This window comes from Geodermatophilus sp. URMC 64 (genome assembly GCF_053502555.1).
In genome coordinates, this window is record NZ_CP199955.1 from 1559836 (window position 1) to 1585159 (window position 25324).

General features: G+C 75.1%; 28 protein-coding genes. 20 read left to right on the top strand and 8 right to left on the bottom strand.

Features of this window, described 5'->3' with window-relative positions:
* Window positions 1–19 precede the first annotated feature (19 nt).
* On the top strand, window positions 20–973 hold the full coding sequence (locus tag ACWIYF_RS07740) for a hypothetical protein (RefSeq protein ID WP_448627534.1): 954 nt from the start codon (window positions 20–22) through the stop codon (window positions 971–973).
* Between the two features lie 77 nt (window positions 974–1050).
* Window positions 1051–1383, top strand: coding sequence for a hypothetical protein (locus tag ACWIYF_RS07745; RefSeq protein WP_448627535.1), 333 nt, complete (start codon window positions 1051–1053; stop codon window positions 1381–1383).
* A 7-nt stretch (window positions 1384–1390) separates the two neighbouring features.
* Here the strand turns inward: ACWIYF_RS07745 and ACWIYF_RS07750 are convergent, their stop codons facing one another.
* Together ACWIYF_RS07750 and ACWIYF_RS07755 are read right to left on the bottom strand one after the other, a co-directional pair.
* Window positions 1391–2272, bottom strand: coding sequence for a class II glutamine amidotransferase (locus tag ACWIYF_RS07750; protein ID WP_448627536.1), 882 nt, complete (start codon window positions 2270–2272; stop codon window positions 1391–1393).
* A 55-nt stretch (window positions 2273–2327) separates the two neighbouring features.
* Complete coding sequence (locus ACWIYF_RS07755) at window positions 2328–2849, bottom strand: pyridoxamine 5'-phosphate oxidase family protein (protein ID WP_448627537.1); 522 nt, start codon at window positions 2847–2849, stop codon at window positions 2328–2330.
* Between the two features lie 67 nt (window positions 2850–2916).
* Between ACWIYF_RS07755 and ACWIYF_RS07760 the strand changes: the two genes are divergently transcribed.
* Window positions 2917–3495, top strand: coding sequence for an N-acetyltransferase family protein (locus ACWIYF_RS07760; RefSeq protein WP_448627538.1), 579 nt, complete (start codon window positions 2917–2919; stop codon window positions 3493–3495).
* 16 nt (window positions 3496–3511) lie between these two features.
* Here the strand turns inward: ACWIYF_RS07760 and ACWIYF_RS07765 are convergent, their stop codons facing one another.
* Window positions 3512–4462 (bottom strand): LysR family transcriptional regulator, encoded by a 951-nt coding sequence (locus ACWIYF_RS07765; RefSeq protein WP_448627539.1) that lies wholly within the window; start codon window positions 4460–4462, stop codon window positions 3512–3514.
* A gap of 112 nt (window positions 4463–4574) precedes the next feature.
* On the opposite strand from ACWIYF_RS07765, the gene ACWIYF_RS07770 reads away from it, so the two are divergent.
* The 9 genes from ACWIYF_RS07770 (at window position 4575) to ACWIYF_RS07810 (ending at window position 12927) form a co-directional block, all read left to right on the top strand.
* Window positions 4575–5453, top strand: coding sequence for an FAD binding domain-containing protein (locus ACWIYF_RS07770; protein WP_448627540.1), 879 nt, complete (start codon window positions 4575–4577; stop codon window positions 5451–5453).
* 27 nt (window positions 5454–5480) lie between these two features.
* The gene (locus ACWIYF_RS07775; RefSeq protein ID WP_448627541.1) at window positions 5481–5972 is read left to right on the top strand and encodes a (2Fe-2S)-binding protein; all 492 of its coding nucleotides are present in this window, start codon (window positions 5481–5483) and stop codon (window positions 5970–5972) included.
* The gene (locus tag ACWIYF_RS07780) at window positions 5969–8383 is read left to right on the top strand and encodes an aerobic carbon-monoxide dehydrogenase large subunit (protein ID WP_448627542.1); all 2415 of its coding nucleotides are present in this window, start codon (window positions 5969–5971) and stop codon (window positions 8381–8383) included. Before ACWIYF_RS07775 ends, ACWIYF_RS07780 begins: the two co-directional genes overlap by 4 nt.
* An 84-nt stretch (window positions 8384–8467) precedes the next feature.
* Window positions 8468–9355: an XdhC family protein gene (locus ACWIYF_RS07785; protein ID WP_448627543.1), complete on the top strand. Its 888-nt coding sequence runs from the start codon at window positions 8468–8470 to the stop codon at window positions 9353–9355.
* A 100-nt stretch (window positions 9356–9455) separates the two neighbouring features.
* Window positions 9456–10325, top strand: coding sequence for an AAA family ATPase (locus ACWIYF_RS07790; protein WP_448627544.1), 870 nt, complete (start codon window positions 9456–9458; stop codon window positions 10323–10325).
* Window positions 10318–11481: a vWA domain-containing protein gene (locus ACWIYF_RS07795; RefSeq protein WP_448627545.1), complete on the top strand. Its 1164-nt coding sequence runs from the start codon at window positions 10318–10320 to the stop codon at window positions 11479–11481. The genes ACWIYF_RS07790 and ACWIYF_RS07795 overlap by 8 nt, the downstream gene beginning before the upstream one ends.
* Before the next feature lie 128 nt (window positions 11482–11609).
* On the top strand, window positions 11610–11807 hold the full coding sequence (locus ACWIYF_RS07800) for a hypothetical protein (RefSeq protein ID WP_448627546.1): 198 nt from the start codon (window positions 11610–11612) through the stop codon (window positions 11805–11807).
* 77 nt (window positions 11808–11884) lie between these two features.
* On the top strand, window positions 11885–12601 hold the full coding sequence (locus ACWIYF_RS07805) for a hypothetical protein (protein ID WP_448627547.1): 717 nt from the start codon (window positions 11885–11887) through the stop codon (window positions 12599–12601).
* A complete protein-coding gene (locus ACWIYF_RS07810; RefSeq protein WP_448627548.1) occupies window positions 12598–12927 on the top strand; it encodes a winged helix-turn-helix domain-containing protein in 330 nt (109 codons plus the stop codon). The genes ACWIYF_RS07805 and ACWIYF_RS07810 overlap by 4 nt, the downstream gene beginning before the upstream one ends.
* Before the next feature lie 67 nt (window positions 12928–12994).
* Here ACWIYF_RS07810 and ACWIYF_RS07815 read toward each other — a convergent pair whose 3' ends face one another.
* Window positions 12995–13510, bottom strand: coding sequence for a DinB family protein (locus ACWIYF_RS07815; protein ID WP_448627549.1), 516 nt, complete (start codon window positions 13508–13510; stop codon window positions 12995–12997).
* A gap of 90 nt (window positions 13511–13600) precedes the next feature.
* Here ACWIYF_RS07815 and ACWIYF_RS07820 point away from each other — a divergent pair, with 90 nt between their 5' ends.
* The 4 genes from ACWIYF_RS07820 to ACWIYF_RS07835 all read left to right on the top strand — a co-directional run bounded on the left by ACWIYF_RS07820 (window position 13601) and on the right by ACWIYF_RS07835 (window position 16023).
* Window positions 13601–14578, top strand: a complete 978-nt coding sequence (locus tag ACWIYF_RS07820; RefSeq protein ID WP_448627550.1) for a helix-turn-helix transcriptional regulator — start codon at window positions 13601–13603, stop codon at window positions 14576–14578.
* A 125-nt stretch (window positions 14579–14703) separates the two neighbouring features.
* Window positions 14704–14883 carry a hypothetical protein gene (locus ACWIYF_RS07825; protein ID WP_448627551.1) on the top strand — a complete coding sequence of 60 codons (180 nt, stop codon included), beginning with the start codon at window positions 14704–14706 and terminating at the stop codon, window positions 14881–14883.
* Window positions 14884–14987: 104 nt separating this feature from the next.
* Window positions 14988–15173, top strand: coding sequence for a hypothetical protein (locus ACWIYF_RS07830; protein ID WP_448627552.1), 186 nt, complete (start codon window positions 14988–14990; stop codon window positions 15171–15173).
* A gap of 43 nt (window positions 15174–15216) precedes the next feature.
* Entirely contained in the window at window positions 15217–16023 is an 807-nt protein-coding gene (locus ACWIYF_RS07835; RefSeq protein WP_448627553.1) for an SDR family oxidoreductase, read from the top strand.
* Between the two features lie 5 nt (window positions 16024–16028).
* On the opposite strand, the gene ACWIYF_RS07840 is transcribed toward ACWIYF_RS07835, so the two are convergent.
* The 3 genes from ACWIYF_RS07840 to ACWIYF_RS07850 form a co-directional block, all read right to left on the bottom strand.
* Window positions 16029–16958, bottom strand: a complete 930-nt coding sequence (locus tag ACWIYF_RS07840; protein ID WP_448627554.1) for a GGDEF domain-containing protein — start codon at window positions 16956–16958, stop codon at window positions 16029–16031.
* 108 nt (window positions 16959–17066) lie between these two features.
* On the bottom strand, window positions 17067–18032 hold the full coding sequence (locus ACWIYF_RS07845) for a S1C family serine protease (protein ID WP_448627555.1): 966 nt from the start codon (window positions 18030–18032) through the stop codon (window positions 17067–17069).
* A 95-nt stretch (window positions 18033–18127) separates the two neighbouring features.
* Window positions 18128–19042, bottom strand: coding sequence for an alpha/beta hydrolase fold domain-containing protein (locus tag ACWIYF_RS07850; RefSeq protein ID WP_448627556.1), 915 nt, complete (start codon window positions 19040–19042; stop codon window positions 18128–18130).
* Between the two features lie 18 nt (window positions 19043–19060).
* On the opposite strand from ACWIYF_RS07850, the gene ACWIYF_RS07855 reads away from it, so the two are divergent.
* The 4 genes from ACWIYF_RS07855 (at window position 19061) to ACWIYF_RS07870 (ending at window position 24319) form a co-directional block, all read left to right on the top strand.
* On the top strand, window positions 19061–21034 hold the full coding sequence (locus ACWIYF_RS07855; protein WP_448627557.1) for an alpha-amylase family protein: 1974 nt from the start codon (window positions 19061–19063) through the stop codon (window positions 21032–21034).
* A gap of 134 nt (window positions 21035–21168) precedes the next feature.
* Window positions 21169–22350, top strand: a complete 1182-nt coding sequence (locus tag ACWIYF_RS07860; RefSeq protein WP_448627558.1) for a carboxylate-amine ligase — start codon at window positions 21169–21171, stop codon at window positions 22348–22350.
* Window positions 22350–23630 carry an erythromycin esterase family protein gene (locus ACWIYF_RS07865; RefSeq protein WP_448627559.1) on the top strand — a complete coding sequence of 427 codons (1281 nt, stop codon included), beginning with the start codon at window positions 22350–22352 and terminating at the stop codon, window positions 23628–23630. The genes ACWIYF_RS07860 and ACWIYF_RS07865 overlap by 1 nt, the downstream gene beginning before the upstream one ends.
* The gene (locus ACWIYF_RS07870) at window positions 23627–24319 is read left to right on the top strand and encodes an alpha/beta hydrolase (RefSeq protein WP_448627560.1); all 693 of its coding nucleotides are present in this window, start codon (window positions 23627–23629) and stop codon (window positions 24317–24319) included. The genes ACWIYF_RS07865 and ACWIYF_RS07870 overlap by 4 nt, the downstream gene beginning before the upstream one ends.
* On the opposite strand, the gene ACWIYF_RS07875 is transcribed toward ACWIYF_RS07870, so the two are convergent.
* Entirely contained in the window at window positions 24320–25282 is a 963-nt protein-coding gene (locus ACWIYF_RS07875; RefSeq protein ID WP_448627561.1) for an NADPH:quinone oxidoreductase family protein, read from the bottom strand.
* Window positions 25283–25324 lie beyond the last annotated feature (42 nt).

The window sequence follows — 25324 nt, forward strand, 5'->3', positions numbered from 1 at the left end:
GCCGGACGGGAGGGACGCCGTGGACTTCGACGAGGTGGCCGACGAGCTCTACGGCGTCCCGCCGGAGGAGTTCACCGCCACCCGCCGCACGCGGGAGGAGGAGGCGCGCGCCGAGGGCGACCGCGTGCTGGCCAAGTCGATCTCCACGCTGCCCAAGCCGTCCCTGGCCGCGTGGGCGGTCAACGTGCTCGTCCGCGCCCACCGGGACGAGATCGAGGGGCTGGTCGAGCTCGGCGGGTTGCTCCGCGAGGCGCAGGAGAACCTGGCCGGCGACCAGCTGCGCGCGCTGTCCGTGCAGCGCAACCAGCTGCTGGCCGCGCTCAGCCGGCAGGTCGTGGCGCTGACCCGCCAGCGCGGGCACCCGGTGAGCAGCGGGGTCACCGGGCAGGTCGAGGAGACGCTGCGCGCGGCGATGGCCGACCCCGACGCGGGGGAGGCGGTGCTCTCCGGCCGGCTCACCGCGCCGCTGTCCTACAGCGGGCTGGGCACGGGGCAGCGACCGGACCTCCGGGTGGTCCGCCCGCCCGAGCGGGGGACGGCGGCACCCGCGCCCGAGGCGCCGACGCCGAAGCAGCGGACGACGGCGGAGGACCGCCGGCGCGCCGCGGAGGAGAGGCGCCGGCGCGAGGAGGAGGCCGCCCGCCGGGAGGCCGAGGAGCGCCGCCGGCGGGAGCTCGCGGAGGCGCAGGAGGCCGCCGACGACGCGGCCGAGGTGGCGGAGGAGGCCGCGGCCGCCCTCGAGCGGGAGCAGGCGCGGGTCGACGAGCTCGACGCCCGGCACAAGGAGCTGCAGAACCGGATCGAGGAGCTGATGGACGAGCTCGCCCGCACCCGGCAGGAGACCACGTCGGTGGAGGGCCAGCTCTCGCGCGCCCAGCGGCGGCGGCAGTCGGCCGGACGGCGGGCCGCGGAGGCGGCCGGCGCCCGCGACCGGGCGCTGGCCCGGCTCGAGGAGCTGCGGGGGGAGGGCTGACCGCCGTCGCCTTGCCCCGGGAAAGGCGCAGGTCCAGACTCTGGCGCACCCCGGCCCATCGACGCGCGGAGGACCGCATGAGCACTCCTCGGGACGACGACCCCGTCGCCGACACGAACCCGGACGACTCGCGCAGCGGCGCCGACATCGCCGAGGCCATCGAGGTGGCCGAGGAGGGCAGCCGGGTCGAGGCGGTGCACGACCGCGGGCAGTACGACACGACCGGCGAGGCGCCGGTGGAGCAGGTGCGCGACGACCCGGAGATGACCCAGGGCCAGGTGGTCTACGGCTCCGGGTCCGAGGGCGGGACCACCGGGACCGGCGCCGAGGGCGTCAGCTCCGGTGCCGCCCAGTCGGTCCGCGGCGCCCGGCCGGTCGACCAGGCGTCCGCGGACTCATCCGACCGCTGACCCGGAGTCAGGGGCGGCGCGCGGCCGCGACGGCTCCGGTGTCGGCCGTCTGCGAGGCGGCGGCGCGCGCGTCCAGGTCGTGCAGCGTGAGCGGGTGCGCGGGCGCCCGGTCGATGACGGTGCTCGACGTGCAGCACAGGTCCATCGGTACGTGCAGCAGCTCGCCCGGCTCGAGCAGCCGCCAGCCGGGGTCGCCGTCCATCGGCTCCGTCGCCAGGACGACCGACCGGGAGTCGGTCAGCTGGGGTGCCCGGACGTGGATGGTGCCGCCAGCGCTCTGGCCGTCCCCGCCGCCGGCCTCGCGCTCGCAGACGAACAGGTTGTGCGTCTCGGGATACCGCAGCGCCCACAGGTCGGTGGGCGTGGCCAGGACGAAGTTCAGCGCGAAGACGGGCAGGTGGTCGGCCACCCACCCGATCGCCGCGCGGATGCCGGCCTCGACGTCCCCGCCGCGCAGCTCCGTCTCCCGCGTGATCAGCGCGAACAGGCGCTCGGAGTCGGTGTCGCCGCGCACCAGGGAGCGGTGCTCGCCCAGCCGTTCCTCCAGTTCGGGAAGCCCCCACAGGACGCCGTTGTGGGCGAACAGCCGGCCGTGCTGCTCGAAGGGATGGGTGTTCTCCAGCGCCGGCACCCCCGTCGAGGCGAACCGGAGGTGCGCCACGAAGGTGCGCGACCGCTCCTGCCGCGCCTCGCACGCGAACAACTCGTCCTCGACGGCGCGGACCGGCCCCTTGTCGACGTCGGGGCTGCCGTCCTCCTCGAAGGTCCCGATGCCGTACCCGTCGGGCTGGGTGGAGCTCTGCGCCGCGAGGCTGAACGGCGCGTCGAGCAGCCAGAAGGTGGCGCTGACCATGCGCTGCCCGCCGTGCATCCCGAACAACCGGCACATCGCCGTCCTCCTGCCTCGGCAGCACCGCCGGCCCACCCCTCGCCGGCGCCCGTGCTCAAGCGTCGCCCGGGGTCCGCCGGAAGCGGTAGCGGGTCTGCGCGAACCGGCCCTTGGCGAACGCGAGCACCTTGGTCGCAGCGACCTCGTACACGGCCGCGGACCCGCCGTCCCCGTGGTGGAACATCCCGTCCTCGACGGCGAAGTCCCAGTCGCCGTGGTACTTGCTGCGCCAGAGGTCGGCGAGGCGGTGCAGCCGTTCGTCGTCCGTGACCTGCACCGCGGTGCCCTCGACCACGAGGTCGAGCCCCTCCTTCCACCGGTTGGTGCCGGTGGTGAGCGCGACGTGCGGGTTGCGGGCGAGGTTCACCGCCTTCTGCTCCTCCGGACCCGTGCAGAAGTGCAGCCGGTCCTCGGACCAGACGGCCGGCAGCGGTGTGACGTGCGGCCGGCCGTCGCTGCGCACGGTCGAGATCCAGAAGAGCTCGGCGGTCTCGAGGGCGTCCCGGACCTCCGCCCAGGGCGTGGGCGGCGAATCCGGATCCCCGAAGCGGAGGTCCTGCTCGGGAACGGGTTCCATGCCCTGTGTGACGCCGGACGTCGTCCGGACTCATCGTCGCAACCGAACCCGCCGTTAGCGTGGATGGGTGAGCATCACGATCGAGCCGGCGACGAGCGCGCGGTTCGACGACGTCGCGACGATGCTCGGGCCGAAGAACCCTGCCTCGAACGTCTGCTGGTGTCTCAGCCACCGGCTCGACTCGAAGACCAACCGGGAGCTCGTCGGGCCGGCCCGCCGCGAGTACGTCCGCGAGCTGACCGGCCGCCCGGTCGCGCCGGGCGTGCTCGCGTACGACGACGGCGAGGTGGTCGGCTGGGCCGCGGTCGCGCCGCGGTCCGAGCTGCCCTTCGCGCGCTCGACGAAGATCCCGCACGTCGACGACCTGCCCGTGTGGTCCCTGTGGTGCATCCGCGTGCGTCCGGGGCATCGCGGTAGGGGCATCGCGCACGCGCTCGTGCGTGGGGCGGTGGACTACGCCGCGTCCCAGGGCGCCCCGGCCGTCGAGGGCTACCCGGTCGACAACCAGGGCCGGAAGGTCGACCTGACCATGGCCTTCGTCGGCACGCGGAGCCTGTTCGAGCAGGCCGGCTTCACCAAGGCTGCGGACACCGATGCCGTCGCGGGCGGGTTCCCCCGGGTCCTGATGCGCCGCGTTCTCGCGTAGGTCGGAGCCGGTCGGATCAGCTCCACAGCTCGACGCGCACCGTGGGACGGGTGCGGCCGGCCCGCCGCGGCCGGGCCAGCAGCGCGCTCGTCGCGTCGGGCGTGGTGAGGAAGCGCTGCAGCGCCCGGGCCGGGCCGCCGGCCCGCCCCGAGCCGGGCACGGTCGACCACCACAGCCCCTCGACCGGGGTGCCCTCGACCGGCAGGAGCACCAGGCTGCCCCGCCGCAGGTCGGCGGCGACCATGTGCACCAGCGCGAGGACGACGCCCTGGCCGGAGCGGGCCGCGTCCAGCGCCTCCGCCTCGCTGCCCAGGCGGTCGGGCACCGGCTCCTCGCCGAGCCCGCGCGCCCACCGCGCCTCCGCGCCGCCCGGGTCGAAGCCGCCGGGGCCGGCCAGCCAGCGGTGCCGGAGCAGGTCGGCGGGCGCGACCGGCCCGCCCGCGGCGAGCGGGTGGCCGGGTGCGGCCACCACGACCCGGCGGTAGCGGAGGAACGGCACCGACTCCAGGGACTGGCCCGGCAGCGGCTGCGGCCACGGGCCGAGCGCGATGTCGTACAGGTCCTCGGCCAGCCCCGCCGCGACGTCGTCGCCGCCGACGCGGACCTCGACCGCGCAGTCGGGCACGCGGTCGGTGAACGCGGCCAGCAGCTGCTCCAGGTGCTCGGCGCACGCCCCCGAGGCCAGGATCCGCAGCGCTCCCGTGGTGGAGCCGGCGCGGGCCACGTCGCGGCGGGTGCGGTCGGCGAGCCGGACCAGCTCCCGTGCCCGGCCGGCCAGGGCGCGCCCGCCGGCGGTCAGGGAGATGCCGCCGCCCGAGCGCACGAACAGCGGGTCGCCCAGGTCGCTGCGCAGTGCGGCGAGCGCGGCGGAGACGGCCGGCTCGCTCACCCCGAGGGCGGCGGCGGCCGCCCGGAGGGAGCCGAGCTCGGCCACGAGTGCAAACGTTCTGAGCTGGCTGAACGTCACTGTCCCACCGTCATAAGGGATCGCTTATCGGGATGTTGACACGCCCGACAACGGGGGACAAGGTCCCGCCACCAGGGCTCCGGCGTCGGGGCCCGACGGTCAGGAGGTGCCCGTGCAGACTCCGGCTCCGTTCGACTACGTCCGTGCCGGCAGCGTCGGCGAGGCGCTCGACCTGCTCGAGCGCCACGGCCCGGAGGCGCGGGTCATCGCGGGCGGGCACAGCCTGCTGCCGATGATGAAGCTGCGGCTGGCCCGACCCGAGTGGCTCATCGACATCAACGGCGTGGCCGAGCTCGACCACATCACTGAGACCCCCGACCACCTGCTGGTCGGCGCGCTCACCCGGCACGCGACCCTGCTCGCGTCGCCGCTGGTCGGGCGGCTGTTCCCGATCGTGCACGACGCCGAACGGGTGATCGCCGACCCCGTCGTCCGCAACCGCGGCACGATCGGCGGCTCGCTGGGCCAGGCCGACCCCGCGGAGGACCTCACCACGGTCTGCGACGTGCTCGACGCCGAGATCGTCATCGCGAGCCACGGGGGCCAGCGGGTGCTCAGCATCGAGGAGCTGCACCGCGGCCCGTACGAGACGGCCTGCGAGCAGTCGGAGCTGATCACCGAGATCCGCTTCCCGATCCGGCACGGGCAGGGCAGCGCCTACGAGAAGGTCGAGCGCCGCGTCGGCGACTGGGCGGTCGCCGCGGCCGGTGCCTCCGTCGTCCTCGAGGACGACGGCCGGATCTGCGACGTGACCGTCGGGCTGACCGCCCTCGGGGTCGAGGGCTGCGTGCCGGGGATGCTCGAGGCGCTGTGCGAACAGCAGCCCTCCGAGGAGCTGTTCGCCGAGGCCGGCCGGATCGCCGCCGAGGCCAGCGCGCCGGTCGAGGACCAGCGCGGGCCGGTCGACTACAAGCGGCACCTCGCCGACGAGCTCACCCGCCGCGTGCTGCGCCGCTCCGTGGCCCGCGCCCGCTCCTTCGCCGCGGCCTGAGAACACCGCCTAGCAGAGAGGCATCCCATGCAGATCACCACCACGGTGAACGGCACCGAGGTCACCAGGGACGTCGAGCCGCGGCTGCTGCTCGTGCACTTCCTGCGCGACACCCTCGGCCTCACCGGCACCCACTGGGGGTGCGACACCAGCAACTGCGGCACCTGCGTCGTCCTGATGGACGGCGAGCCGGTGAAGTCCTGCACCGTGCTCGCGGCGATGACCGAGGGGCACGAGATCCGCACCGTCGAGGGGCTGGCCCAGAACGGCACCCTCGACCCCGTCCAGCAGGGCTTCATGGAGGAGCACGGCCTGCAGTGCGGGTTCTGCACCCCCGGGATGATGCTCACCGCCCGGGCCCTGCTCGACTCCAACCCGGATCCCGACGAGGGCGAGATCCGCGAGGCCATCTCCGGGCAGATCTGCCGCTGCACCGGCTACGCGACGATCGTGCGCTCGATCCGCTGGGCCGCCGAGCACCCCGCCGCCGCGACCACCGACCAGGAGGTGTCGGCATGACCACCGTGCAGGAGCGGTCGGCGATGCCGCAGGAGCGCGAGCCCAACCCCGCGCTCTCGTCCCCCGAGCGGCCCATCGGCTTCGGCCGGGTGCAGCGCAAGGAGGACCCGCGGTTCATCCGCGGCAAGGGCCGCTACCTCGACGACGTCGTCCTGCCCGGCATGCTGCACGGCGCCGTCCTGCGCTCGCCGCTGGCGCACGCCCGGATCGTCTCGATCGACACCACCGAGGCCCTCGCCCACCCGAAGGTGCACGCCGTCATCACCGGCAAGGACCTCGAGGGGCTCAACCTCGCCTGGGCGCCGACGCTGTCGGCCGACGTCATGGCGATCCTGGCCACCGACAAGGTCCGCTTCCAGGGCCAGGAGGTCGCCTTCGTCGTCGCGGAGGACCGCTACTCCGCCCGCGACGCCCTCGAGCTCATCGACGTCGAGTACGAGGACCTGCCGCCGGTCGTCGACGCCCGCCGGGCGCTGGACCCGGGTGCGCCGGTGATCCGGGACGACCTCGAGGGCCGCACCGACAACCACATCTTCGACTGGGAGGCCGGCGACGCCGCCGCGACCGCCGCCGTCTTCGCGCGCGCGGACGTCGTCGTCAGCCAGGAGGTCGTCTACCCGCGGGTGCACCCGGCGCCGATGGAGACCTGCGGCGCGATCGCCGACTACGACCCGATCGACGGCAAGCTGACCCTCTACGAGACCACCCAGGCGCCGCACGCCCACCGCACCCTCTACGCGATGGTGGCCGGCATCCCCGAGCACAAGATCCGCATCATCGCCGGGGACATCGGCGGCGGGTTCGGCAACAAGGTCGGCATCTACCCCGGCTACGTCTGCGCCGTCGTCGGCTCGATCGTCACGGGCAAGCCGGTGAAGTGGGTGGAGGACCGCTCCGAGAACCTGATGAGCACCTCGTTCGCCCGCGACTACATCATGCAGGGCGAGGTGGCGGCGACCCGCGAGGGCAAGATCCTCGCCGTCCGGACGAAGGTGCTCGCCGACCACGGGGCCTTCAACGCGACCGCGCAGCCGACCAAGTACCCGGCCGGCTTCTTCTCCATCTTCACCGGCAGCTACGACCTCGAGGCCGCGCACTGCTCGGTCACCGGCGTCTACACCAACAAGGCGCCCGGCGGCGTCGCCTACGCCTGCTCGTTCCGCGTGACCGAGGCGGTGTACCTGGTCGAGCGGATGGTCGACGTCCTGGCCCAGGAACTGAAGATGGACCCGGCCGAGCTGCGGCTGAAGAACTTCATCCGCCCCGAGCAGTTCCCGTACAAGAACAAGACCGGCTGGGAGTACGACTCCGGCGACTACGAGCCGGCGCTGCGCATGTGCATGGAGCAGATCGGCTACGACGAGCTGCGCCGCGAGCAGGCCGAGAAGCGCGCCCGCGGCGAGCTGATGGGCATCGGGGTCTCGTTCTTCACCGAGACCGTCGGCGCCGGCCCGCGCAAGCACATGGACATCGTCGGGCTCGGCATGGCCGACGGCGCCGAGGTGCGGGTGCACCCCACCGGCAAGGCCGTCGTCCGCCTGTCGGTGCAGACCCAGGGGCAGGGCCACGAGACGACGTTCGCGCAGATCGTCGCGGAGGAGCTCGGCATCCCGCCCGAGGACATCGAGGTCGTGCACGGCGACACCGACCAGACGCCGTTCGGCCTGGGCACCTACGGCAGCCGCTCGACCCCGGTCAGCGGCGGCGCGGTGGCGCTGGCCGCGCGCAAGGTGCGGGACAAGGCGAAGGCGATCGCCGCGGCGATGCTGGAGACCCGGCCGGAGGACCTCGAGTGGGAGAAGGGCCGCTTCCACGTCGCGGGCGACCCGTCGGCGGCCAAGACGATCCAGGAGATCGCGCTGGGCGCGCACGGCACGGTGGCGCTGCCCGACGGGATCGACGGCAACCTCGACGCCGAGGTCACCTACGACCCGCCGAACCTCACGTTCCCGTTCGGTGCCTACATCTGCGTCGTGGACGTCGACCCGGGCACCGGCAAGGTGCACGTGCGGCGGTTCGTGGCCGTCGACGACTGCGGCACGCGGATCAACCCGATGATCGTGGAGGGGCAGATCCACGGCGGGCTGGCCGACGGCGTGGGCATGGCGCTCATGGAGTTCATCGGCTTCGACGAGCAGGGCAACTGCCTCGGCGGGTCGTTCATGGACTACCTGATCCCGACCGCCATGGAGGTGCCGGACTGGGAGACCGGCTACACGGTCACCCCGTCGCCGCACCACCCGATCGGCGCGAAGGGCATCGGGGAGTCGGCCACGGTCGGGTCGCCACCCGCGGTGGTCAACGCGGTCGTCGACGCGCTCGCCCCGTTCGGCGTCACCCACGTCGACATGCCGTGCACCCCGGCCCGCGTGTGGGCGGCCATGCAGGGCCGGCCGACCCCGCCGATCTGATGAAGGACCCCACTGCCCCCCACCACTCGCAAGCTCGTGGCGGGCCCCTGCAGCGGGGCCGGCGCTGAACCGGAAAGGATCCGCATGTCCGTGCTCGACACCGCGGAGGCCCTGACCCGGGCCCGCGTGCCGTTCGTGCAGGCGACGGTGGTGCGGGCCCAGCGGCCGACCAGCGCGCACGCCGGCGACACCGCGCTGGTCCGGGCCGACGGCGTCATCGACGGCTTCGTCGGCGGCCAGTGCGCCGAGGCCTCCGTGCGCGAGTACGGGCTGAGGGTGCTCTCGGCCGGCGAGCCGCTGCTGCTGCGGATCGTGCCGGACGGCGTCGGGGTCTCCGCCGACGAGGAGGGCGCGGTCACCGTCGCCAACCCCTGCCTGTCCGGCGGCTCGGTGGAGATCTTCCTCGAGCCGCGGGTGCCCGCGCCGCTGGTCGTGGTGGTGGGGGACTCGCCGATCGCCGAGGCGCTCGGCGAGCTGGGCCGCCCGCTCGGGTTCGCCGTCCGGCGGGGCTCCGTGGACGACGTGGCGCTGGACGGCGCGGAGGCCCTCGTCGTGGCCTCGCACGGGCGCGGGGAGGAGCCGGCGCTGACCGCCGCGCTGCGGCAGGGCGTGCCCTACGTCGGGCTGATCGCCAGCCGGAGGCGCGGGGCCGCGGTGCTCGCCTCGCTGGACCTGCCGGCGGAGCTCACCGGGCGGGTGCACACCCCGGCCGGGCTGGACATCGGCGCCCGCACGGCCGCGGAGATCGCGCTGTCGGTGCTGGCCGAGATCGTCGCCGAGCGGCGGTCGCGGACGGCTCCTGAGGTGCCCGTCGCGCAGCCGGTGACCGCGGTCGACCCGGTGTGCGGCATGACCGTCGCCGCGGTCGACTCCTCGCTGCACGCCGACGTCGACGACGTCCGGACCTGGTTCTGCGGCGAGGGCTGCCGCCGTGCCTTCCTCGCCGACCCGGCCGCCTATGCCTCCGCCTGAGGGGCTTTCTGTACCGAAAGCCCCCGGGACCCCCGGGGCGTTCGGTACAGAAAGCTCACGCGCCGCCCGGGCGGGGGCGGAGGCGGAGGTCCGCGACCGGGTGCCGGACGTCGCCACCCTGGCCGCCGCCCTCGACGGCGTGGACTACCTGGCCGACCCCGGCCTGGCGACGGCGCTGTTCCTCGCGGTGCGGCTGCCGCAGCCGCTGCTGCTGGAGGGCGAGCCCGGGGTCGGCAAGACGGAGGCGGCCAAGGCGCTGGCCCGGGTGCTGGACACCCCGCTGTTCCGGCTGCAGTGCTACGAGGGCATCGACGCGGCCGAGGCGCTCTACGAGTGGAACCACCCGCGCCAGCTGCTCGGCATCCGGCTGGCCGAGGCGCGGGGCGCGCCGCTGGCAGAGGAGGACCTCTTCGGCGCCGACTACCTGCTGCGCCGGCCGCTGCTGCAGGCGATCGAGCACCCGGGACCTCGCCCCGCGGTGCTGCTGCTCGACGAGATCGACCGCGCCGACGCCGAGTTCGAGGCGTTCACCTTCGAGGTGCTGGCCGAGGCCGCGGTCACCGTGCCCGAGCTCGGCACCGTGCGGGCGACGCACCCGCCGGTCGTCGTCCTCACCTCCAACCGCACCCGCGACCTGCACGACGCGCTGACCCGCCGCTGCCTCTACCACTGGATCGACTACCCGGCGCCCGAGCGGGTCGCCGAGATCGTGCGCCGGCGGGTGCCCGGCAGCGCCGAGCCGCTCGCCCTCGACGCCGCCGGCGCGGTGACCCGGCTGCGCGGTCTGGACATGGTCAAGCCGCCGGGCATCGCCGAGGCCATCGACTGGGTGGCGGCGCTGAGCGTGCTCGGCGTCGACCGGCTGGACCCCGCGTCGGTCGCGGCGACCTGGGGGTCGGTGCTGAAGAACCGCGACGACCTGGAGCTGGCGCAGGCCCGGGGCGCCGGGTGGCTGGTCGGGAGTGGCTGAGCGGGTCGCTCCCGGTCCGCTCGCCGTCGGCCTGACGACGGCGCTGCACCGGGCCGGCCTGCCCGCGCCGCCGGAGCGCTCGGTGGGGCTGGCGCGGGCGCTGCAGCTGGTTCCGCCGACCGACCGCGAGGCCCTCTACTGGACCTGCCGGGTCGCGCTGGTGACCGACCGCGCGCAGCTGCCGGTCTTCGACGCGGTCTTCTCCGCGGTCTTCGACGGACTGCTCGACCCGGCCGACTCCCGGGGCGATCCGAACGCGCCGCCGGCGATCGGGTCGGAGCCGCGGCCCGGTCCGCCGGACTCCCGTCCGGGTGGCGCCCCGGGGGAGGGCGGGCTGTCCCTGCCGGGGTCCGGTGAGGGTGCGGAGTCCGAGCGCGAGGTGGTGCTCGCCGCCGTCTCGACCGAGGAGCGGCTGCGGCACACCTCGTTCGCCGAGCTGAGCCCCGAGGAGCTGCTCGGCCTGCGCCGGGTGGTGCGCACGCTCGTGCTGGCGACGCCGCACCGGCGCAGCCGTCGCGTGCGCCCGACCCGCCGCGGCGGCGAGCGGCTGGACCTGCGGCGCACGGTCCGGTCGGCGCAGCGCACCGGTGGTGACCCCGCCCGGCTGGTCGCGGGCCGCCGCCGGACGACGCCGCGGCGGCTGGTGCTGCTCTGCGACGTCTCCGGCTCGATGGAGCCCTACACGCGGGTCTACCTGTCGCTGCTGCAGGGCGCGGTGGCCGGCGCGCGGGCCGAGGCGTTCGTCTTCTCCACCGGCCTGACCCGGCTGACCCGGCAGCTGTCGCTGCGCGATCCCGACACCGCGCTGGCACGAGCGGGCGCGGCGTCGTCCGAGTGGGCCGGCGGCACCCGGCTGGCCGCGGGCATCGGCCGGTTCGTCGCCGACCACGGCCGCCGGGGGCTGGCCCGCGGCGCCGTCGTCGTCGTCCTCTCCGACGGGTGGGCGCTGGACGAGCCGGCCGACGTCGCCGCCGCCATGGCCCGGCTGCGGCGGCTGGCGCACCGGATCGTGTGGGTGAACCCGCGCAAGGCGGCCGAGGGCTACACGCCGCTGGTCGGCGGGATGGCCGCGGCGCTGCCCTACGTCGACGCGTTCGTCAGCGGGCACAGCCTCGCCGCGCTGGAGCAGGTGGTCGCCGCGGTCGCCGAGGACTGAGCACGACGAAAAGGGTGTCGCGGGTGACGGCTGGGAGATGAAGCAGTCCAACGGTGACTTCGGCGTCGCAGATCCGTCATAACCAGTGCCTAGCGTGCATCGCACCGACGGAGGACCAGGAGGTCGCCATGAGCGCCATCGTCACGAGCACCGACGAGCTCGACCTCGAGATCTCCGTCGCGTTCATCGCTCTCGGCAGTGCCCGCGGCCGGTTCGACCGGTGCCCGAGCGGCGAGAACCAGCGGCGCGTCGACGAGGCCACCGCCGAGATGGACCGCCTGCTCGACCAGCGGCTGGTCCTGCGGCAGCTGGCCGAGGCGGCCTGAGCTCGCACCTCTTGCGCAAACTGCTTTACGATGCAAACCTGACGCTCTCGTCGTCGTGACCCCGAGAGGCGTCCGCCATGACCGCTCCGGAGCCGGACCGCACCCCCCGCGAGATCGTCGCCGACCTCGACCGGCTGCGCGCCCGCGCCCGGGAGCACAGCCGGCTGTGGTGGTTCCCGCTGGCCCTCTTCGGCGCCCTGGTGCTGCTGGCACTGCCGTTCCACGTGGACTGGTCGCCCGGGTCCGCCGGCGACACGTCGCCGTCGTCCTGGGCGAGCGTGGTGCTGCTGACCTGGGGCGGCATCGACAGCCCGGCGCCGGTGCTCACCGGCCTGTACTGGTTCGCCGCCCTGGTCGCCGGCTACGTCGGCACCGGCCTCTACTACCGGCGGCACGCGCTGGCCACCGGCCTGCGCCGTCCGGTCCGCTGGTTCGTGACGCTGGGCCTGCTGCTGACCGTGTTCTTCCTGCCGGTGCGGGTGCTGCTCCTGCTTCCGCTCTGGCGGACGACCTCGGCCGTCACGGTCATCCTGGCGACCGTCGTCGTGCTGGCGGTCCGGGAGCGGGACCGTCGGCTGTGGACGGTGACCGCGGTCCTCGCGGTGGTCACCGTGCTGGTCAACGCCTACAACACCGAGAACCTGCTGTTCCGGCTCGGCGTGCCGCCGCCCGAGACGTGGACCGTGCTGCCGAACGTCGCCCTGCCCGGCCTCGTCCTGCTGGCCGGCGGCCTGCTCGCCCGCCCGCGCGGGTCCCGGTCCCGCGCGGTGCCGCCGGCGGTCGTGGCGGCGTGACCCACCCGACGCGGGCGCTGTCCGAGGTGGTGCACCAGCGGCACCGGCTCGGCGTGCTCACCATCGCCCTGGAGGTCGACCAGGTCGAGTTCGGCTACCTGCGCGAGGCGCTCGACCTCACCGCCGGCAACCTGTCCCGCCACCTCACCGTGCTCGCGGAGGCCGGCCTGATCGAGATCGAGAAGGGCTACGCCGGCCGGCGGCCGCGCACCTGGGTACGCATCACGCCGGAGGGCCGGACCGCGGTGGCCGCCGAGCTGCGGGCGCTGCGGTCGCTCATCGCGCTGGAGGCGGCGGCCCAGGCGGGCGGTGACCCGCCCCCGTAAGCCCATCCCCCAAGGCCCCGTCCAGAGGCTCGCCCCGAGCTTGCGAGGCGTGAGGAGGACGGGGTCCTTATCCCATCGTCTTCTGGCCGTCGAGGGACTCCCGCAGGATGTCGGCGTGCCCGGCGTGCTGGGCCGTCTCGGCGATGAGGTGCAGCATCGTGCGGCGCACCGACCACGACGCGCCCGGCTCGAACCACGGCGCCTGCGGCAGCGCGTAGGACGTGTCCAGGTCCAGCGTCGCGACGAGCTCGTCGGTGCGGCGGGCGATCTCCTCGTACTCGGCCAGCACGCTCGCCAGCGTCTCGCCCGGCTGCAGGCTCCACTCGGCCTTCCAGGCCTCCACGCTCCAGTTGCCGAAGTCGAACGCCTCGGCGCCGCGCTGCGCGAAGTTCGCCCAGCTCCGCTCGGTGTGCGCCACGTGCTTGATCAGGCCGGCGAGGGTGAGCTCGCTGGCGGTGGTCCGCTGGGTGGCCTGCTCGTCGGTGAGCCCGCGGACCGTGAAGCGCAGGAAGCCGCGGTGCCGGTCGAGGGTCTGCACCAGGTCGGCCCGCTCGCCGGTGAGGGTGTTCTGGCTCGTCGTCATGGCTGCCGCCTCTCGTCGTCCCTGCTGGTGAGAACCACGTTAGGGGCCGCAGGTGCCACTTCCTGTCCTCAATTCCGAGATACTGGGAACATGGCCGCCACCAGTTCGCGCACCCTCCGGCTGCTGTCGCTGCTGCAGTCGCGGCGGCACTGGGCCGGGGCCGATCTCGCCGACCGGCTCGGCGTGTCGGTGCGAACGCTGCGCCGCGACGTCGACCGCCTCCGCGAGCTCGGCTACCCGGTGGAGGCCCAGCGCGGGGTGGACGGCGGCTACGCGCTCGCGCCCGGCGCCGCGCTGCCGCCGCTGGTCCTCGACGACGACGAGGCGGTCGCGCTGGCCGTGGGGCTGCAGGCCGCGGCCGCGGTGGAGGTCGCCGGCATGGCCGAGACGTCGGTGCGGGCGCTGGCCAAGGTGGTCCAGGTGATGCCCGCCCGGCTGCGGCGGCGGGTGGACGCGCTGAGGGCGATGACCGTGCCCGGCGCATGGGGGAATCCCGCCAGCGGCGGTGCGGTCGACCCCGCCGTCCTCACGACCGTGGCGCTGGCCTGCCGGGACGCCGAGCGGATCGCCTTCGCCTACACGGCCGCGCGAGGCGAGCGCACCGACCGCTCGGTCGAGCCCTTCCGGCTGGTCTCCCTGGGCCGGCGCTGGTACCTGGTCGGCTACGACCTCGACCGGGGCGACTGGCGCAGCTTCCGGCTGGACCGTCTCTCCGCCCCGCGCGGCACCGGGATCCGGTTCGGCCCCCGGCGGTTCCCGGCCGCTGACGCCGCGGCGTTCGTGCGCGACCGGATCGTGGACCTGCCCGGCCGCTATCCGGTGGAGGCGGTGGTCGAGGCGCCGGCGGCGCAGGTCCGGCGGCGGATCGGCCGGTGGGCGACGGTCGAGGACGACGGCGACCGCTGCCGGGTCCGCATCGACGCCGACGACCTGGACTGGGCGGCGACCGCGCTGGGCGTGGCCGGTGCGGACTTCACCGTGGTCGCCCCGCCCGCGCTGCGCGACCACCTCCGCGCCCTCGCCCGGCGCTTCACCGAGGCGGCCGAAACCGTCGTACCCCCGGCCTAACGTCCTGGTCGTCCCCACAACTGGGGAGCGGGCTCCGACCACTTCGCGGCTGCTGAGCCGGCCGGCGGAAGCGGAGTCTGGGACCGCTCCGCCAGCGCGCCGGGCTCGTCGTACGGGAGGTCGTCATGAGCCCCACGATCACCACCATCGACCAGCTGGACTACGACATCTCGCTGGCCTACATCGCGCTCGGCGTCGCCCGTACCGCCTGGGACCACTGCCCGTCGGCGGAGAACACCCGCCGGGTCGCCGAGGCCGAGCAGGACGTGGACGCGCTCCTCGACGAGCGCCTGTCCCGCCGCTAGACCGCCCCGCCGTGCATCGGGCGGGGTCGACCCGGCCGGCCGTCGTGGCACGGCGACCCGTCGGTGTTCCCGACTCGACCGCAGGGCCCAGCGAGGAGGCAGCCATGGGGACCGCGAGCGCCGACCTCGGGCTCATCGACGCAGAACTGAAGATCGCCGCGTTGCTCCTCGACGGGGCGCGCACGAGGTACCGCGAGGACCCGTGTCAGGAGACCCGGGCGAAGGTCGAACGCGCGCAGGACGACGTCGACCGGCTGCTCGACCGCCGGCTGGCCGTCTCGGGCGGCTGACCGCGACCTGCGGGTGCGGCCGGCGACACCTAGCGTCGTCGGCATGGCCGGGACTGCCCCGCGGGTCGCGATCGTCACCGGCTCGGAGTCGGGCATCGGGCGGGCGACCGCCGTGGCGCTCGCCGAGCAGGGCTGCGACGTCGGCATCACCTGGTACCGCGAGCGCGAGGCGGCGGAGGCGACCGCCGCCGAGGTGCGCGCCCTCAGCCGGCGCGCGGAGGTGCGCCCCCTCGACCTCACCCGGCTGCCGGATTCCGCCGGCGTCGTCGACGAGCTCGCCGACGCGCTCGGCGGGGTCGACGTCCTGGTCAACGACGCCGGCACCGGGCACATGACCCCCGTGCTCGACCTGGACTACGCCACCTGGCGCGAGGTCCTGGCCACCGATCTCGACGGCGCCTTCCTGTGCCTGCAGCGCGCCGCCCGGCGGATGATCGCGGCCGGCCGCGGCGGGCGGATCGTCAACATCACCAGCGTCCACGAGCACCAGCCGCGGGTGGGCGCCGCCGCCTACTGCGCGGCCAAGGGCGGGCTCGGCCTGCTCACCCGCGTCGCCGCCATCGAGCTCGCCGGGCACGGCATCACGGTCAACGCCGTCGCCCCCGGCGAGATCGCCACCCCGATGACCGGGCAGGACGACGAGGACCCCACCGCCCCGGGGCACGAGCGGCCCGGTGTGCCGCTGCGCCGTCCCGGCGACGCGCGGGAGGTGGCGGCGGTGGTGGCGTTCCTCGCCTCGCCGGCGGCCGGCTACGTCACCGGCGCCTCATGGTCGGTCGACGGCGGCATGCTGCAGATGGGCCCGATGGCCGGCTCGCACCTGAGGTCCGACGACTGGCGTCGCGGCTGAAGGGGTCAGACGCGGCGGTTGCTGCGCTTCTGCCGGTAGAGGTCGGCGTCGGCGCGGGCCAGCACCGTGGTGAGGGTGTCGCCCGCCTCGGCGGTCGCGAGCCCCCCGGACCAGGCGAACTCGTGCGAGGCGGCGAGCCGCTCGAGGATCTCCCCGGCGCCCTTGCGGTCGGTGCCCGGCAGGCACAGCACGAACTCGTCGCCGCCGTAGCGGCCCAGCAGGTCGGCGGTGCGCAGCCGGCGCATCCAGCCGTGGGTGAGGTCGCGCAGCAGGTCGTCGCCGGCGCCGTGGCCCAGCCGGTCGTTGACCTCCTTGAAGTCGTCGAGGTCGAGGATCGCGAAGCTCAGCGGCTCACCGGTGCGGGCGGCGTGCGCCAGGGTGCGCGCCGCCTCCGCCTCCCACGCCCGGCGGTTGGCCACGCCGGTGAGCGGGTCGGTCGCCGCGGCGGTGCGCAGGTGCAGGGCCAGCCGCGCCTGCAGGTCGGTGAGGGCGATGGTCGAGATGACCAGCACCACCCACTGCACGAGGAATCCGCTCGGCTGCGCGGCGTAGGCGCCCACGCTGGCCGCGGCCACCAGGCCCAGCACGTGCAGGCGGGCGGCGCGCAGCGAGAAGAAGTGGGCGGCGTAGAGGCCGACGGCGATGAGCACCGGGCCGAGCCCGACGACGCCGACAGGAGTCGCCGACTGCCAGGCCAGGAGCCCGATGAGCACGCTCATGGCCGCGACGGCGCCGTGCACGGCGGCGGCCGGCAGTCGCGAGCCGAGCAGCCAGATGCCGGCGCCGCCGAGCAGCCCGGCGGCGCCCAGGACCCACAGCAGGGTCACCGGCGTCCGGTCGTGCATCGGCCAGATCGCGCCGACGCAGCACAGCGCGCCGCTGACGGCGTACAGCGCGGCCAGCAACGCCGCCGGTGTCGGTCGTCCCGCAGGCATGACGGATCCCTCCCCTATGGGTCAAGGATCGTCACGCATACGACACTCGCGCACACCTGAACACGCGGGACACCACTCGCCCGAGGGGAGGAAGCCCACGGACGAGCGTCAACCGCCGGTGAGCTCCGTGGGCACCGTGATGACGTCGACCATGGCCCCGCGCCGGTACACGGTCACCGGCAGCGGCTGCCCGATCGCGTCGGCGAACAGCAGCCGCTGCAGGCTCTGCGCCTCGGCCACCGGCCGCCGTCCGGCCTCCAGCACCAGGTCACCGGCCTTGAGCCCGGCGCGGTCGGCCGGGGAGCCCGCGACGACGTCGACGATGCGCAGCCCGTGCCGCCGTCCCGTCCGCTCGGCCAGCTGGGCGGGCAGCGGCGCCGGCGTGCTGACCAGGCCGAGGTAGGCCCGCCGCACGCGGCCGTCGCTGATCAGCGAGCCGATGATCCGGCGGGTGGTGTCGTTGATCGGCACCGCCAGCCCGAGCCCCCAGCCCGCGACGGCGGTGTTGATGCCCACCACCCGGCTGGCCGAGTCGGCCAGCGCGCCGCCGGAGTTGCCGGGGTTGAGCGCCGCGTCGGTCTGTATGACGTCCTCGACCACCCGCGCCGTCCGCCCGTCCCGAGTGGGCAGCGACCGGCCCAGGCCGCTGACCACGCCGGCGGTCACCGAGCCGGCCAGCCCCAGGGGGTTGCCGACGGCGACGACGAGCTGGCCGACCCGCAGCGAGCCGGCGTCGCCCAGTTCGGCCGGCGGCGGGGTCGTAGTCCGGGCCCGGACGACGGCCAGGTCCGACAGCGGGTCGGCGCCGATCACGTCGATGTCGGCCTCGGTGCCGTCGCTGAACACCGCCCGGCCGCGCCGCGAGCGGGCCACGACGTGCGCGTTGGTGAGCAGCAGGCCGTCGGGCGTGAAGACGACGGCGGAGCCCGCACCGCCGCGCCCGTCGGCGGCGGTCACCTGCAGGGCGGCGACGTGCGGGGTCAGGTCCGCGGCGACCGCGGTGACGATGCGGGAGTAGGCGTCCAGGGCACCCTCGGCGGCCGCCTCGGTCCCCGGCTCGGGCAGGACGCTCATGGCGCGCCCCCTTCGACGATTACGTGATTACAACTCCAGTGAACGCCGTCGGTCGCGGCTGCGGCACCCGCCGCGTTCCGCCGTCGGTGAACACCTCAGCCCAGTGCGGTTCGGAGGAACCGCTCGATCGCCTCGAGCGTCGGCCGGGTCTCCTTCTCCGTGCCGCGGGTGGACGTGGAGCGGACCACGGCCTCGGGGACGGCGGGGGAGACGATCCCCTTGTCGTGGCCGACCTCGGGCACCGAGAAGAACGTCGCCTCGGCGCCGGCCGCCTCAAGCGCCGCGTACAGCAGCTCGCTCTGGCCGTGGGGGACCAGCGCGTCGAGCTGCCCGTGCGCGATGAGGAACGGCGGCGCGTCGGCGGTCGCGTAGCTGCAGGGGTTCGCCGCCCGGACGTCGTCCGGACGGCTCTGGATCGGGAAGCCCATCAGCCGCGACTCCGGCGACGCGGGGTCGTCGTGGCAGTCGGTGAGCCCCATGAGCTCGTTGAACGACGCGCAGGCGCCCGGCAGCATCTGCGCGTCCATCTGCAGGAAGTCGGTCGGGCCGTAGAGGTCCACGACGGCCTGCACCCGGCTGGACCCGCCGGTCTCGCCGACCGAGCCCTCCAGCTCTGGCTGATCGCCGGTGAGCCCGGCCATCGCGGCGGTCCACCCGCCGGAGGAGTCGCCCATCACCGCGAACCGGTCGGCGTCCAGGCGGTGCTCGGCGGCGTGCGCCCGCAGCCACCGGATCCCGGCCTTGACGTCGTGCACCTGCGCCGGGAAGCGCGCCTGGCCGCTGGAGCGGGTGCACACCCCGGCGACGGCGAACCCCGCCTCGGTGAACCAGGGGGCGAGCTCGGCGGCGTAGTAGGAGCCGCCGTCGTCCAGGAACGCGCTGCCGCCGCAGGCGACCAGCACCGGCCACGGGCCGGTGCCCTCGGGCAGGTACAGGTCGAGCGTGTGGCCGCGGCTGCCCGGCGGGTCGGCCGGGGCGTACTCGATGCCGGTCAGCACTCGGGGCGCCATGCCAGCACTATGGCAGCCATGACCGCCTCCGACGCCGCCCGCCGGGCGGCGGCCGAGCAGGCGTGGCGCGCACTCCGGCCGCGGCTGGCCGCCGACGCCGAGGCGGCCCTGGGGGAGGAGGCCGACGCCTTCCTCGTCCGCGCCGAGCTGGCGCTGTTCGACGTCCACGAGCCGCTCGCCGTCCTCTACGGGGACGAGCGTGCCGACGACCTGTTCGCCCGGGCGCTGCGCGTCGTGCTGGCCGCGGCGGCCGAGCGCCCGGCGGCGCTGAGACGGCTGGACCGCCGCCGGGAGGTCGACCCCGCCTGGTTCCAGCGGGCCCGGATGCAGGGGTACGTCTGCTACGTCGACCACTTCTGCGGCACGCTGGACCGGCTGCCCGAGCACCTGGACTACCTGGCCGAGCTCGGCACCACGTACCTGCACCTGATGCCGCTGCTGCGACCGCGAGAAGGGGAGAACGACGGCGGCTACGCCGTCGCGGACTACCGCGCCGTCGACCCGCGACTGGGCACGATGGCCGACCTCGAGCGGGTCGCGGCGGCGCTGCACGAGCGGGACATGAGCCTGTGCATCGACATGGTGCTCAACCACACGGCGCGCGAGCACGCCTGGGCGCAGGGCTGGCTGGCCGGCGACCCCGCCTACGCCGGCTTCTACACCGCATTCCCCGACCGGCGGATGCCCGACGCCTACGACGCGACGATCCCCGAGGTCTTCCCCGACCGGGCGCCCGGCTCGTTCAGCTGGGTGCCGGAGGCGTGCGGCGGCGCGGGCGGCTGGGTCTGGACGACGTTCTGGCCCTACCAGTGGGATCTCGACTACACGAACCCCGCGGTCACCCTGGCGATGCTCGGCGAGATCGTCTGGCTGGCCAACCGCGGGGTCGACGTCTTCCGGATGGACGCCGTCCCTTTCATGTGGAAGCGGCTCGGCACGACCTGCCAGAACCAGCCGGAGGTGCACACCCTCCTGCAGCTGCTGCACGCGCTCACCCGGCTGGCCGCGCCCGGCGTGATCTTCAAGGCGGAGGCGATCGTCGCCCCCGACGACCTGGTGCCCTACCTCGGCGGGCACGAGCGCTACCGCCCCGAGTGCGAGCTGGCCTACCACAACTCGCTCATGGTGCTGCTCTGGAGCAGCCTGGCCACCCAGGACGCCCGGCTGGCCCGGCACGCGCTGGGCCGCATGCGGCCGATCCCGGCGACGACGTCGTGGGTCACCTACGTCCGCGGGCACGACGACATCGGGTGGGCGGTCACCGACGAGGACGCCGCGGCGATCGGGGTGGGCGGGCACTCGCACCGCCGCTTCCTCAACGATTTCTTCGCCGGCCACTACCCGGCCTCGTCGGCGCGCGGCGCGCTGTTCCAGGAGAACGCGCTCACCGGTGACGCCCGGGTCTCCGGCTCGGCCGCGTCCCTGTGCGGCATCGAGGAGGCGCTCGAGCGGGGGGACGACGCCGCGCTGGAGGCCGGCATCCGGCGGCTGGTGCTGCTGTACTCGGTTGCCTTCGCCTGGGGCGGGATCCCGCTGCTGTACATGGGCGACGAGATCGCGCTGCTCAACGACGACCGCTACCTCGAGGACCCGTCGCGGGCGCCGGACAACCGCTGGATGCACCGGCCGCTCATGGACTGGGCCGCGGCGGAGCGCCGCCGGGACCCCAGTACGCCGGAGGGCCGGGTGTTCGGCCGCATCCGGCAGCTCGGGGAGGCCCGCCGGTCGCTGCTCGCGCTGCGCGGGGGCAGCGAGTCCGTCGTGCTGGACGCCGGCAGCGACGCGGTGCTGGCCTGGCGGCGGCGGCACCCGCGCAGCGGCGTCTTCGTCGGCCTGGCGAACTTCTCGCCCGACCCGCGGGACGTCAACGCCGACACGGTCACCGGCTTCGGCAGCTTCCGCCCGGTGCTGACCAGCGACGGGCCGCCGGAGGTGACGGGCGGCCGGCTGGTCCTGCCCGGTCTCGGGTTCGCCTGGCTCGCCGAGCCCTGAGGTTCCGAGCCGGAACCGTCTCGTGGCCGGAGATGCGCGGCACGCGGCTGCGGCCGTACCGTTCCCGCACGGGGCATCGCCGCTCGCGGCGCCCCGCTCGTCGCACCTGCCCCTCAGCGCAGAGGAGCGCGCGCGTGGAACCACCCCCTGTCCTGCCGTGCCCCGGACCTCCGGCGCCGATCAGTCCCGGTATCGCGCTCGAGCCTCCCGTCGCCGCCGGGGCCACGCTCGGTGTCGAGGAGGAGTTCCACCTCGTCGATCCGGAGACGTTCGCGCTGGCCCCGAGCCCGGAGCTGTCCACCGCGGCGATGCTCGGCGAGGCCGGCGGGCACCTGCACGCGGAGATCACCAGCACCCAGCTCGAGGCCGCGACCGGCGTCTGCACGTCGCTGGCCGACCTGCGCGCCGAGCTGGCCGCCACGCGCGCGGAGGCGGGCGCGGCGGCGGCCGCCGCCGGACGGGCCCTGCTCCCGGCCTCGACGCACCCGTTCGCGTCGTGGCGGGATCAGGAGCTCACCGAGGCCCCCCGGTACCGGGACATGGTGCGGCGGTGGGGGGCGCTCGCCCTGCAGCAGGACATCTGCGGCTGCCACGTGCACGTGGGCGTGCCCGACCTGGAGACGGCGGTGGCGGTCATGGACCGGGCCCGGCCGTACCTCCCGTTGCTGCTGGCGATGACCGGCAGCTCGCCGTTCCACGACGGCGCGGACACCGGCTACGACAGCTACCGCACCCAGTGGTGGGGCCGGTGGCCGAACGCCGGCCCGCCGGAACTGGTCGGCAGCGCCGAGCGGTTCACCGAGGTGGTGGCGGGGCTCGTCGGCTCCGGGGTGATCGGCGACGCCTCCCACCTGTACTGGGACGTGCGGCCGTCGTCCCACCTGCCCACGCTGGAGTTCCGCATCGGCGACCTGTGCACCCGCGTCGAGGACGCCGTCCTGCACGCCGCGCTGGTCCGCTCGCTGGTGCGCGTCCTCGCCGCCCGGGCGCGGCGCGGGTGGCCCTGCCCGGACCCGCGACCGGAGCTGCTCCGGGCGGCGCGCTGGCGCGCGGCCCGGTACGGCCTGTCCGGCGAGCTGTTCGACCCCCTGCTGGGCACGCTGGTCGACGCCCGGCTGGCGGTCCGCCGGCTGCTGACCGAGCTGGAGGAGGACCTGCGCGCGCACGGGGAGTGGGCGGAGGTCGCCGAGCTGGTGCGCGGGCTGCTCGCGCGGGGTACGTCGGCTGCGCGGCAGCGGAGGACCTGGCTGCGCACCGGGGATCTCCGGGCGGTCGCCGCGGCGCTCGTCCGGGAGGGTGGCACCGGGGGAGTCTGATGGACGACGTCCGCTCGCCGGCCCGGCCGCTGACCGGGCCGGCCGACCTCGATCCGCTGCTGGAGCGGATCGGGCACGCCCGGATCGTGGCGATCGGCGAGGCGAGCCACGGCACGCACGAGTACTACGCGTGGCGGGCGGCGCTGACCCGCCGGCTGATCGAGGAGTGCGGGTTCGGCCTGGTCGCCGTCGAGGGCGACTGGCCGGACTGCTTCCGGGTCAACCGCAGCGTGCGGCTGCGGGCGGGCGCCGACGAGGACCCGCGCGACGCGCTCGACGCCTTCGCGCGGTGGCCGACCTGGATGTGGGCCAACGACGAGGTCGTCGAGTTCTGCCGCTGGCTGCGCGGGTTCAACGCCGGCCGGGACGACGCCGACCGGGTCGGCTTCTACGGCCTGGACGTCTACAGCCTGTGGGACTCGATGCACGAGCTGGTCGGCTGGCTGCGCGAGCACGAGCCCGACCAGGTGCAGACCGCCGTGCGCGCCCTGCAGTGCTTCGAGCCCTTCGGTGAGGACGGCGCGGAGTACGCCTTCGCCAGCCGGTTCGCCCCGACGTCGTGCGAGCAGGCCGTCGTGGACCTGCTCCAGCACCTGTGCGAGGAGCGCGGCCGCGCCGAGGCGACGACCGACGAGGAGGGCCGGTTCTCGGCAGAGCAGAACGCCGCGGTGGTCGTCGGTGCGGAGCGCTACTACCGGGCGATGGTCGGCGGCTCGGCCGAGTCGTGGAACGTCCGGGACGTGCACATGGCCGACACCCTCGACCGGCTGCTCGAGCACACCGCCGGGCGGGCCGTGGTGTGGGAGCACAACACGCACATCGGCGACGCCCGCGCGACCGACATGGCCGCGGCCGGGATGGTCAACGTCGGGCAGCTCGTGCGGGAGCGCCACGGCGCGGACGCCGTCGTCCTCGTGGGCTTCGGCGGCCACCGCGGCGGGGTCGTCGCGGGGGCGGAGTGGGGCGCCCAGATGGAGCGGATGACCGTGCCGCCGGCCCGTCCGGGCAGCCTCGAGGCGATGCTGCACGAGGAGGTCGGCCGCGACGCGCTGTTCGTCGTCCCCCGGGGCGAGCGGCCCGGCTGGCTGGACCGGCGGCTGGACCACCGGGCGATCGGGGTCGTCTACCGGCCCTCGCGCGAGCGGTGGGGCAACTACGTGCCGACCGTGCTGGGCGAGCGCTACGACGCGTTCCTGTGGATCGAGGAGACCCGTCCGCTGCAGCCGCTGCACCTCGAGCGGGCCGACGAGCACGTGCCGCCGGCAGCGCACGTCGCGTGACGGGAGCCGTTCCGCGGCGGCCAGGAGAGGGGCGCCTCGACAGCCGTCCCGGCCCGGACGGCCCCCGGCGCTGCCTGGACGCCGGGCTGCACCCGCTCGACCTCGGACCGGGCGTCGAGGTGCTGCTCGCCGTCCCGCCGGGCGAGCCCCGGCCGCGCCCGCTGCTGGTGTGGTTCCACGGCGCCGGCGGGACGGCGGCCCAGGGCGTCGCGGCCGTCGGCGCACTGGCCGGGGAGCTCGGGGTGCTGCTGCTGGCGCCGAGCTCGGCGGCGACGACGTGGGACCTGCTCGCCGGCGGGTGGGGCCGGGACGTCGCCGTCCTCGACGCGGCGCTGGAGGAGGTGGCCCGCGGCTGCGCCGTCTCCCGGACCGGGTTCGCCGGCTTCTCCGACGGCGCCTCCTACGCGCTGTCGCTGGGGCTGGCCAACGGCGACCTCGCCGACGCGGTGCTGGCCTTCTCGCCCGGCTTCGCCGCACCACCGGCGGTCCACGGGCATCCCCGGATCTGGATCTCCCACGGCACCGGCGACCGGGTGCTGCCGGTCGACGGCTGCGGTCGCCGGGTCGCCCGGAGGCTGGCCGAGGAGGGCTACGCCGTCACCTACGAGGAGTTCGACGGCGGGCACGTCGTCCCGCCCGAGCTGGCCCGGCAGGCGTTCACCTGGTGGGTCGGGGACGCCGGCCGGTAGTCAGCGGATCCGGATCAGCACCCGGCCGAGCGCCCGCCGCTCGTCGAGCTCGCGGATCGCCGCGGCGACGTCGTCCAGCGCGAACACCGGCCCGATCGGCGGGTCGAGGTCGCCCGACTCCAGGAGCGGCACGAGCTCGCGCCACTGCCGGGCGGGGTAGTCCGGGTCGTCGGCCCAGAACTCGGCCGACGCCGCGCCGAGCACCGCCGTGTTGGTCAGCAGCAGCCGGTTCACCTTGACCGTGGGGATCTCCCGGCCGGTGAAGCCGAGAACGAGCAGCCGGCCCTCCCGCGCCAGGGAGCGCAGCGAGTCGGTGAACCGGTCCCCGCCCACCGGGTCGACGACGACGTCCACACCGCGGCCGCCGGTGAGCCGGCGCACCTCGTCGCGGAATCCGTCGACCGGGACGACGTCGTGCGCCCCGGCGGCCCGGGCCACGGCGCCCTTCTCGGGCGTGGACACGACCGCGATCACGCGGGCGCCGGAGGCCGCCGCGAGCTGGCAGGCGGCGGTGCCCACGCCCCCCGCGGCGCCGTGCACGAGCACGGTCTCGCCCGTCTCCAGCCGTGCGCGCCGGTGCAGCGCGAAGTGCATCGTCAGGTAGTTCAGCGGCACCGCCGCGGCCCTGTCGAACGGCACGCGGTCGGGCAGCGGGAAGACCAGGTGCGCGGCGACCGCGACGGTCTCGGCGAAGCCGCCGGTCATCGGCAGGGCGGCGACCCGCTGGCCGGCCAGGAAGCCCGCGGCATCGGCGCGCACCACCCCGGACACCTCGCACCCCGGGGTGAAGGGCAGCTCCGGGCGCCGCTGGTACTCCCCACGGGTCTGCAGCACGTCGGGGAACGTGACGCCGGCGTACTCGACGTCCAGGAGGACCTCGTCCGGCCGCGGCGCCGGCTCCGGCCGCTCCTGGACCTCGACGGCGTCGGGGCCGGTGAGCTCGGTGATCACGGCGGCACGCACCGGGCCACGCTAGTGCGACAGGGCGCGGGCCGGCGAGCCGGC

Coding starts and splice junctions, on each gene's coding strand:
- ACWIYF_RS07845 (WP_448627555.1), bottom strand. CDS start 18,032: ATGAGCGTCCTGCCCGAGCCGGGGACCGAGGCGGCCGCCGAGGGTGCC.
- ACWIYF_RS07830 (WP_448627552.1), top strand. CDS start 14,988: ATGGGGACCGCGAGCGCCGACCTCGGGCTCATCGACGCAGAACTGAAG.
- ACWIYF_RS07850 (WP_448627556.1), bottom strand. CDS start 19,042: ATGGCGCCCCGAGTGCTGACCGGCATCGAGTACGCCCCGGCCGACCCG.
- ACWIYF_RS07815 (WP_448627549.1), bottom strand. CDS start 13,510: ATGACGACGAGCCAGAACACCCTCACCGGCGAGCGGGCCGACCTGGTG.
- ACWIYF_RS07855 (WP_448627557.1), top strand. CDS start 19,061: ATGACCGCCTCCGACGCCGCCCGCCGGGCGGCGGCCGAGCAGGCGTGG.
- ACWIYF_RS07835 (WP_448627553.1), top strand. CDS start 15,217: ATGGCCGGGACTGCCCCGCGGGTCGCGATCGTCACCGGCTCGGAGTCG.
- ACWIYF_RS07820 (WP_448627550.1), top strand. CDS start 13,601: ATGGCCGCCACCAGTTCGCGCACCCTCCGGCTGCTGTCGCTGCTGCAG.
- ACWIYF_RS07825 (WP_448627551.1), top strand. CDS start 14,704: ATGAGCCCCACGATCACCACCATCGACCAGCTGGACTACGACATCTCG.
- ACWIYF_RS07750 (WP_448627536.1), bottom strand. CDS start 2,272: ATGTGCCGGTTGTTCGGGATGCACGGCGGGCAGCGCATGGTCAGCGCC.
- ACWIYF_RS07865 (WP_448627559.1), top strand. CDS start 22,350: ATGGACGACGTCCGCTCGCCGGCCCGGCCGCTGACCGGGCCGGCCGAC.
- ACWIYF_RS07775 (WP_448627541.1), top strand. CDS start 5,481: ATGCAGATCACCACCACGGTGAACGGCACCGAGGTCACCAGGGACGTC.
- ACWIYF_RS07785 (WP_448627543.1), top strand. CDS start 8,468: ATGTCCGTGCTCGACACCGCGGAGGCCCTGACCCGGGCCCGCGTGCCG.
- ACWIYF_RS07800 (WP_448627546.1), top strand. CDS start 11,610: ATGAGCGCCATCGTCACGAGCACCGACGAGCTCGACCTCGAGATCTCC.
- ACWIYF_RS07805 (WP_448627547.1), top strand. CDS start 11,885: ATGACCGCTCCGGAGCCGGACCGCACCCCCCGCGAGATCGTCGCCGAC.
- ACWIYF_RS07745 (WP_448627535.1), top strand. CDS start 1,051: ATGAGCACTCCTCGGGACGACGACCCCGTCGCCGACACGAACCCGGAC.
- ACWIYF_RS07840 (WP_448627554.1), bottom strand. CDS start 16,958: ATGCCTGCGGGACGACCGACACCGGCGGCGTTGCTGGCCGCGCTGTAC.
- ACWIYF_RS07755 (WP_448627537.1), bottom strand. CDS start 2,849: ATGGAACCCGTTCCCGAGCAGGACCTCCGCTTCGGGGATCCGGATTCG.
- ACWIYF_RS07780 (WP_448627542.1), top strand. CDS start 5,969: ATGACCACCGTGCAGGAGCGGTCGGCGATGCCGCAGGAGCGCGAGCCC.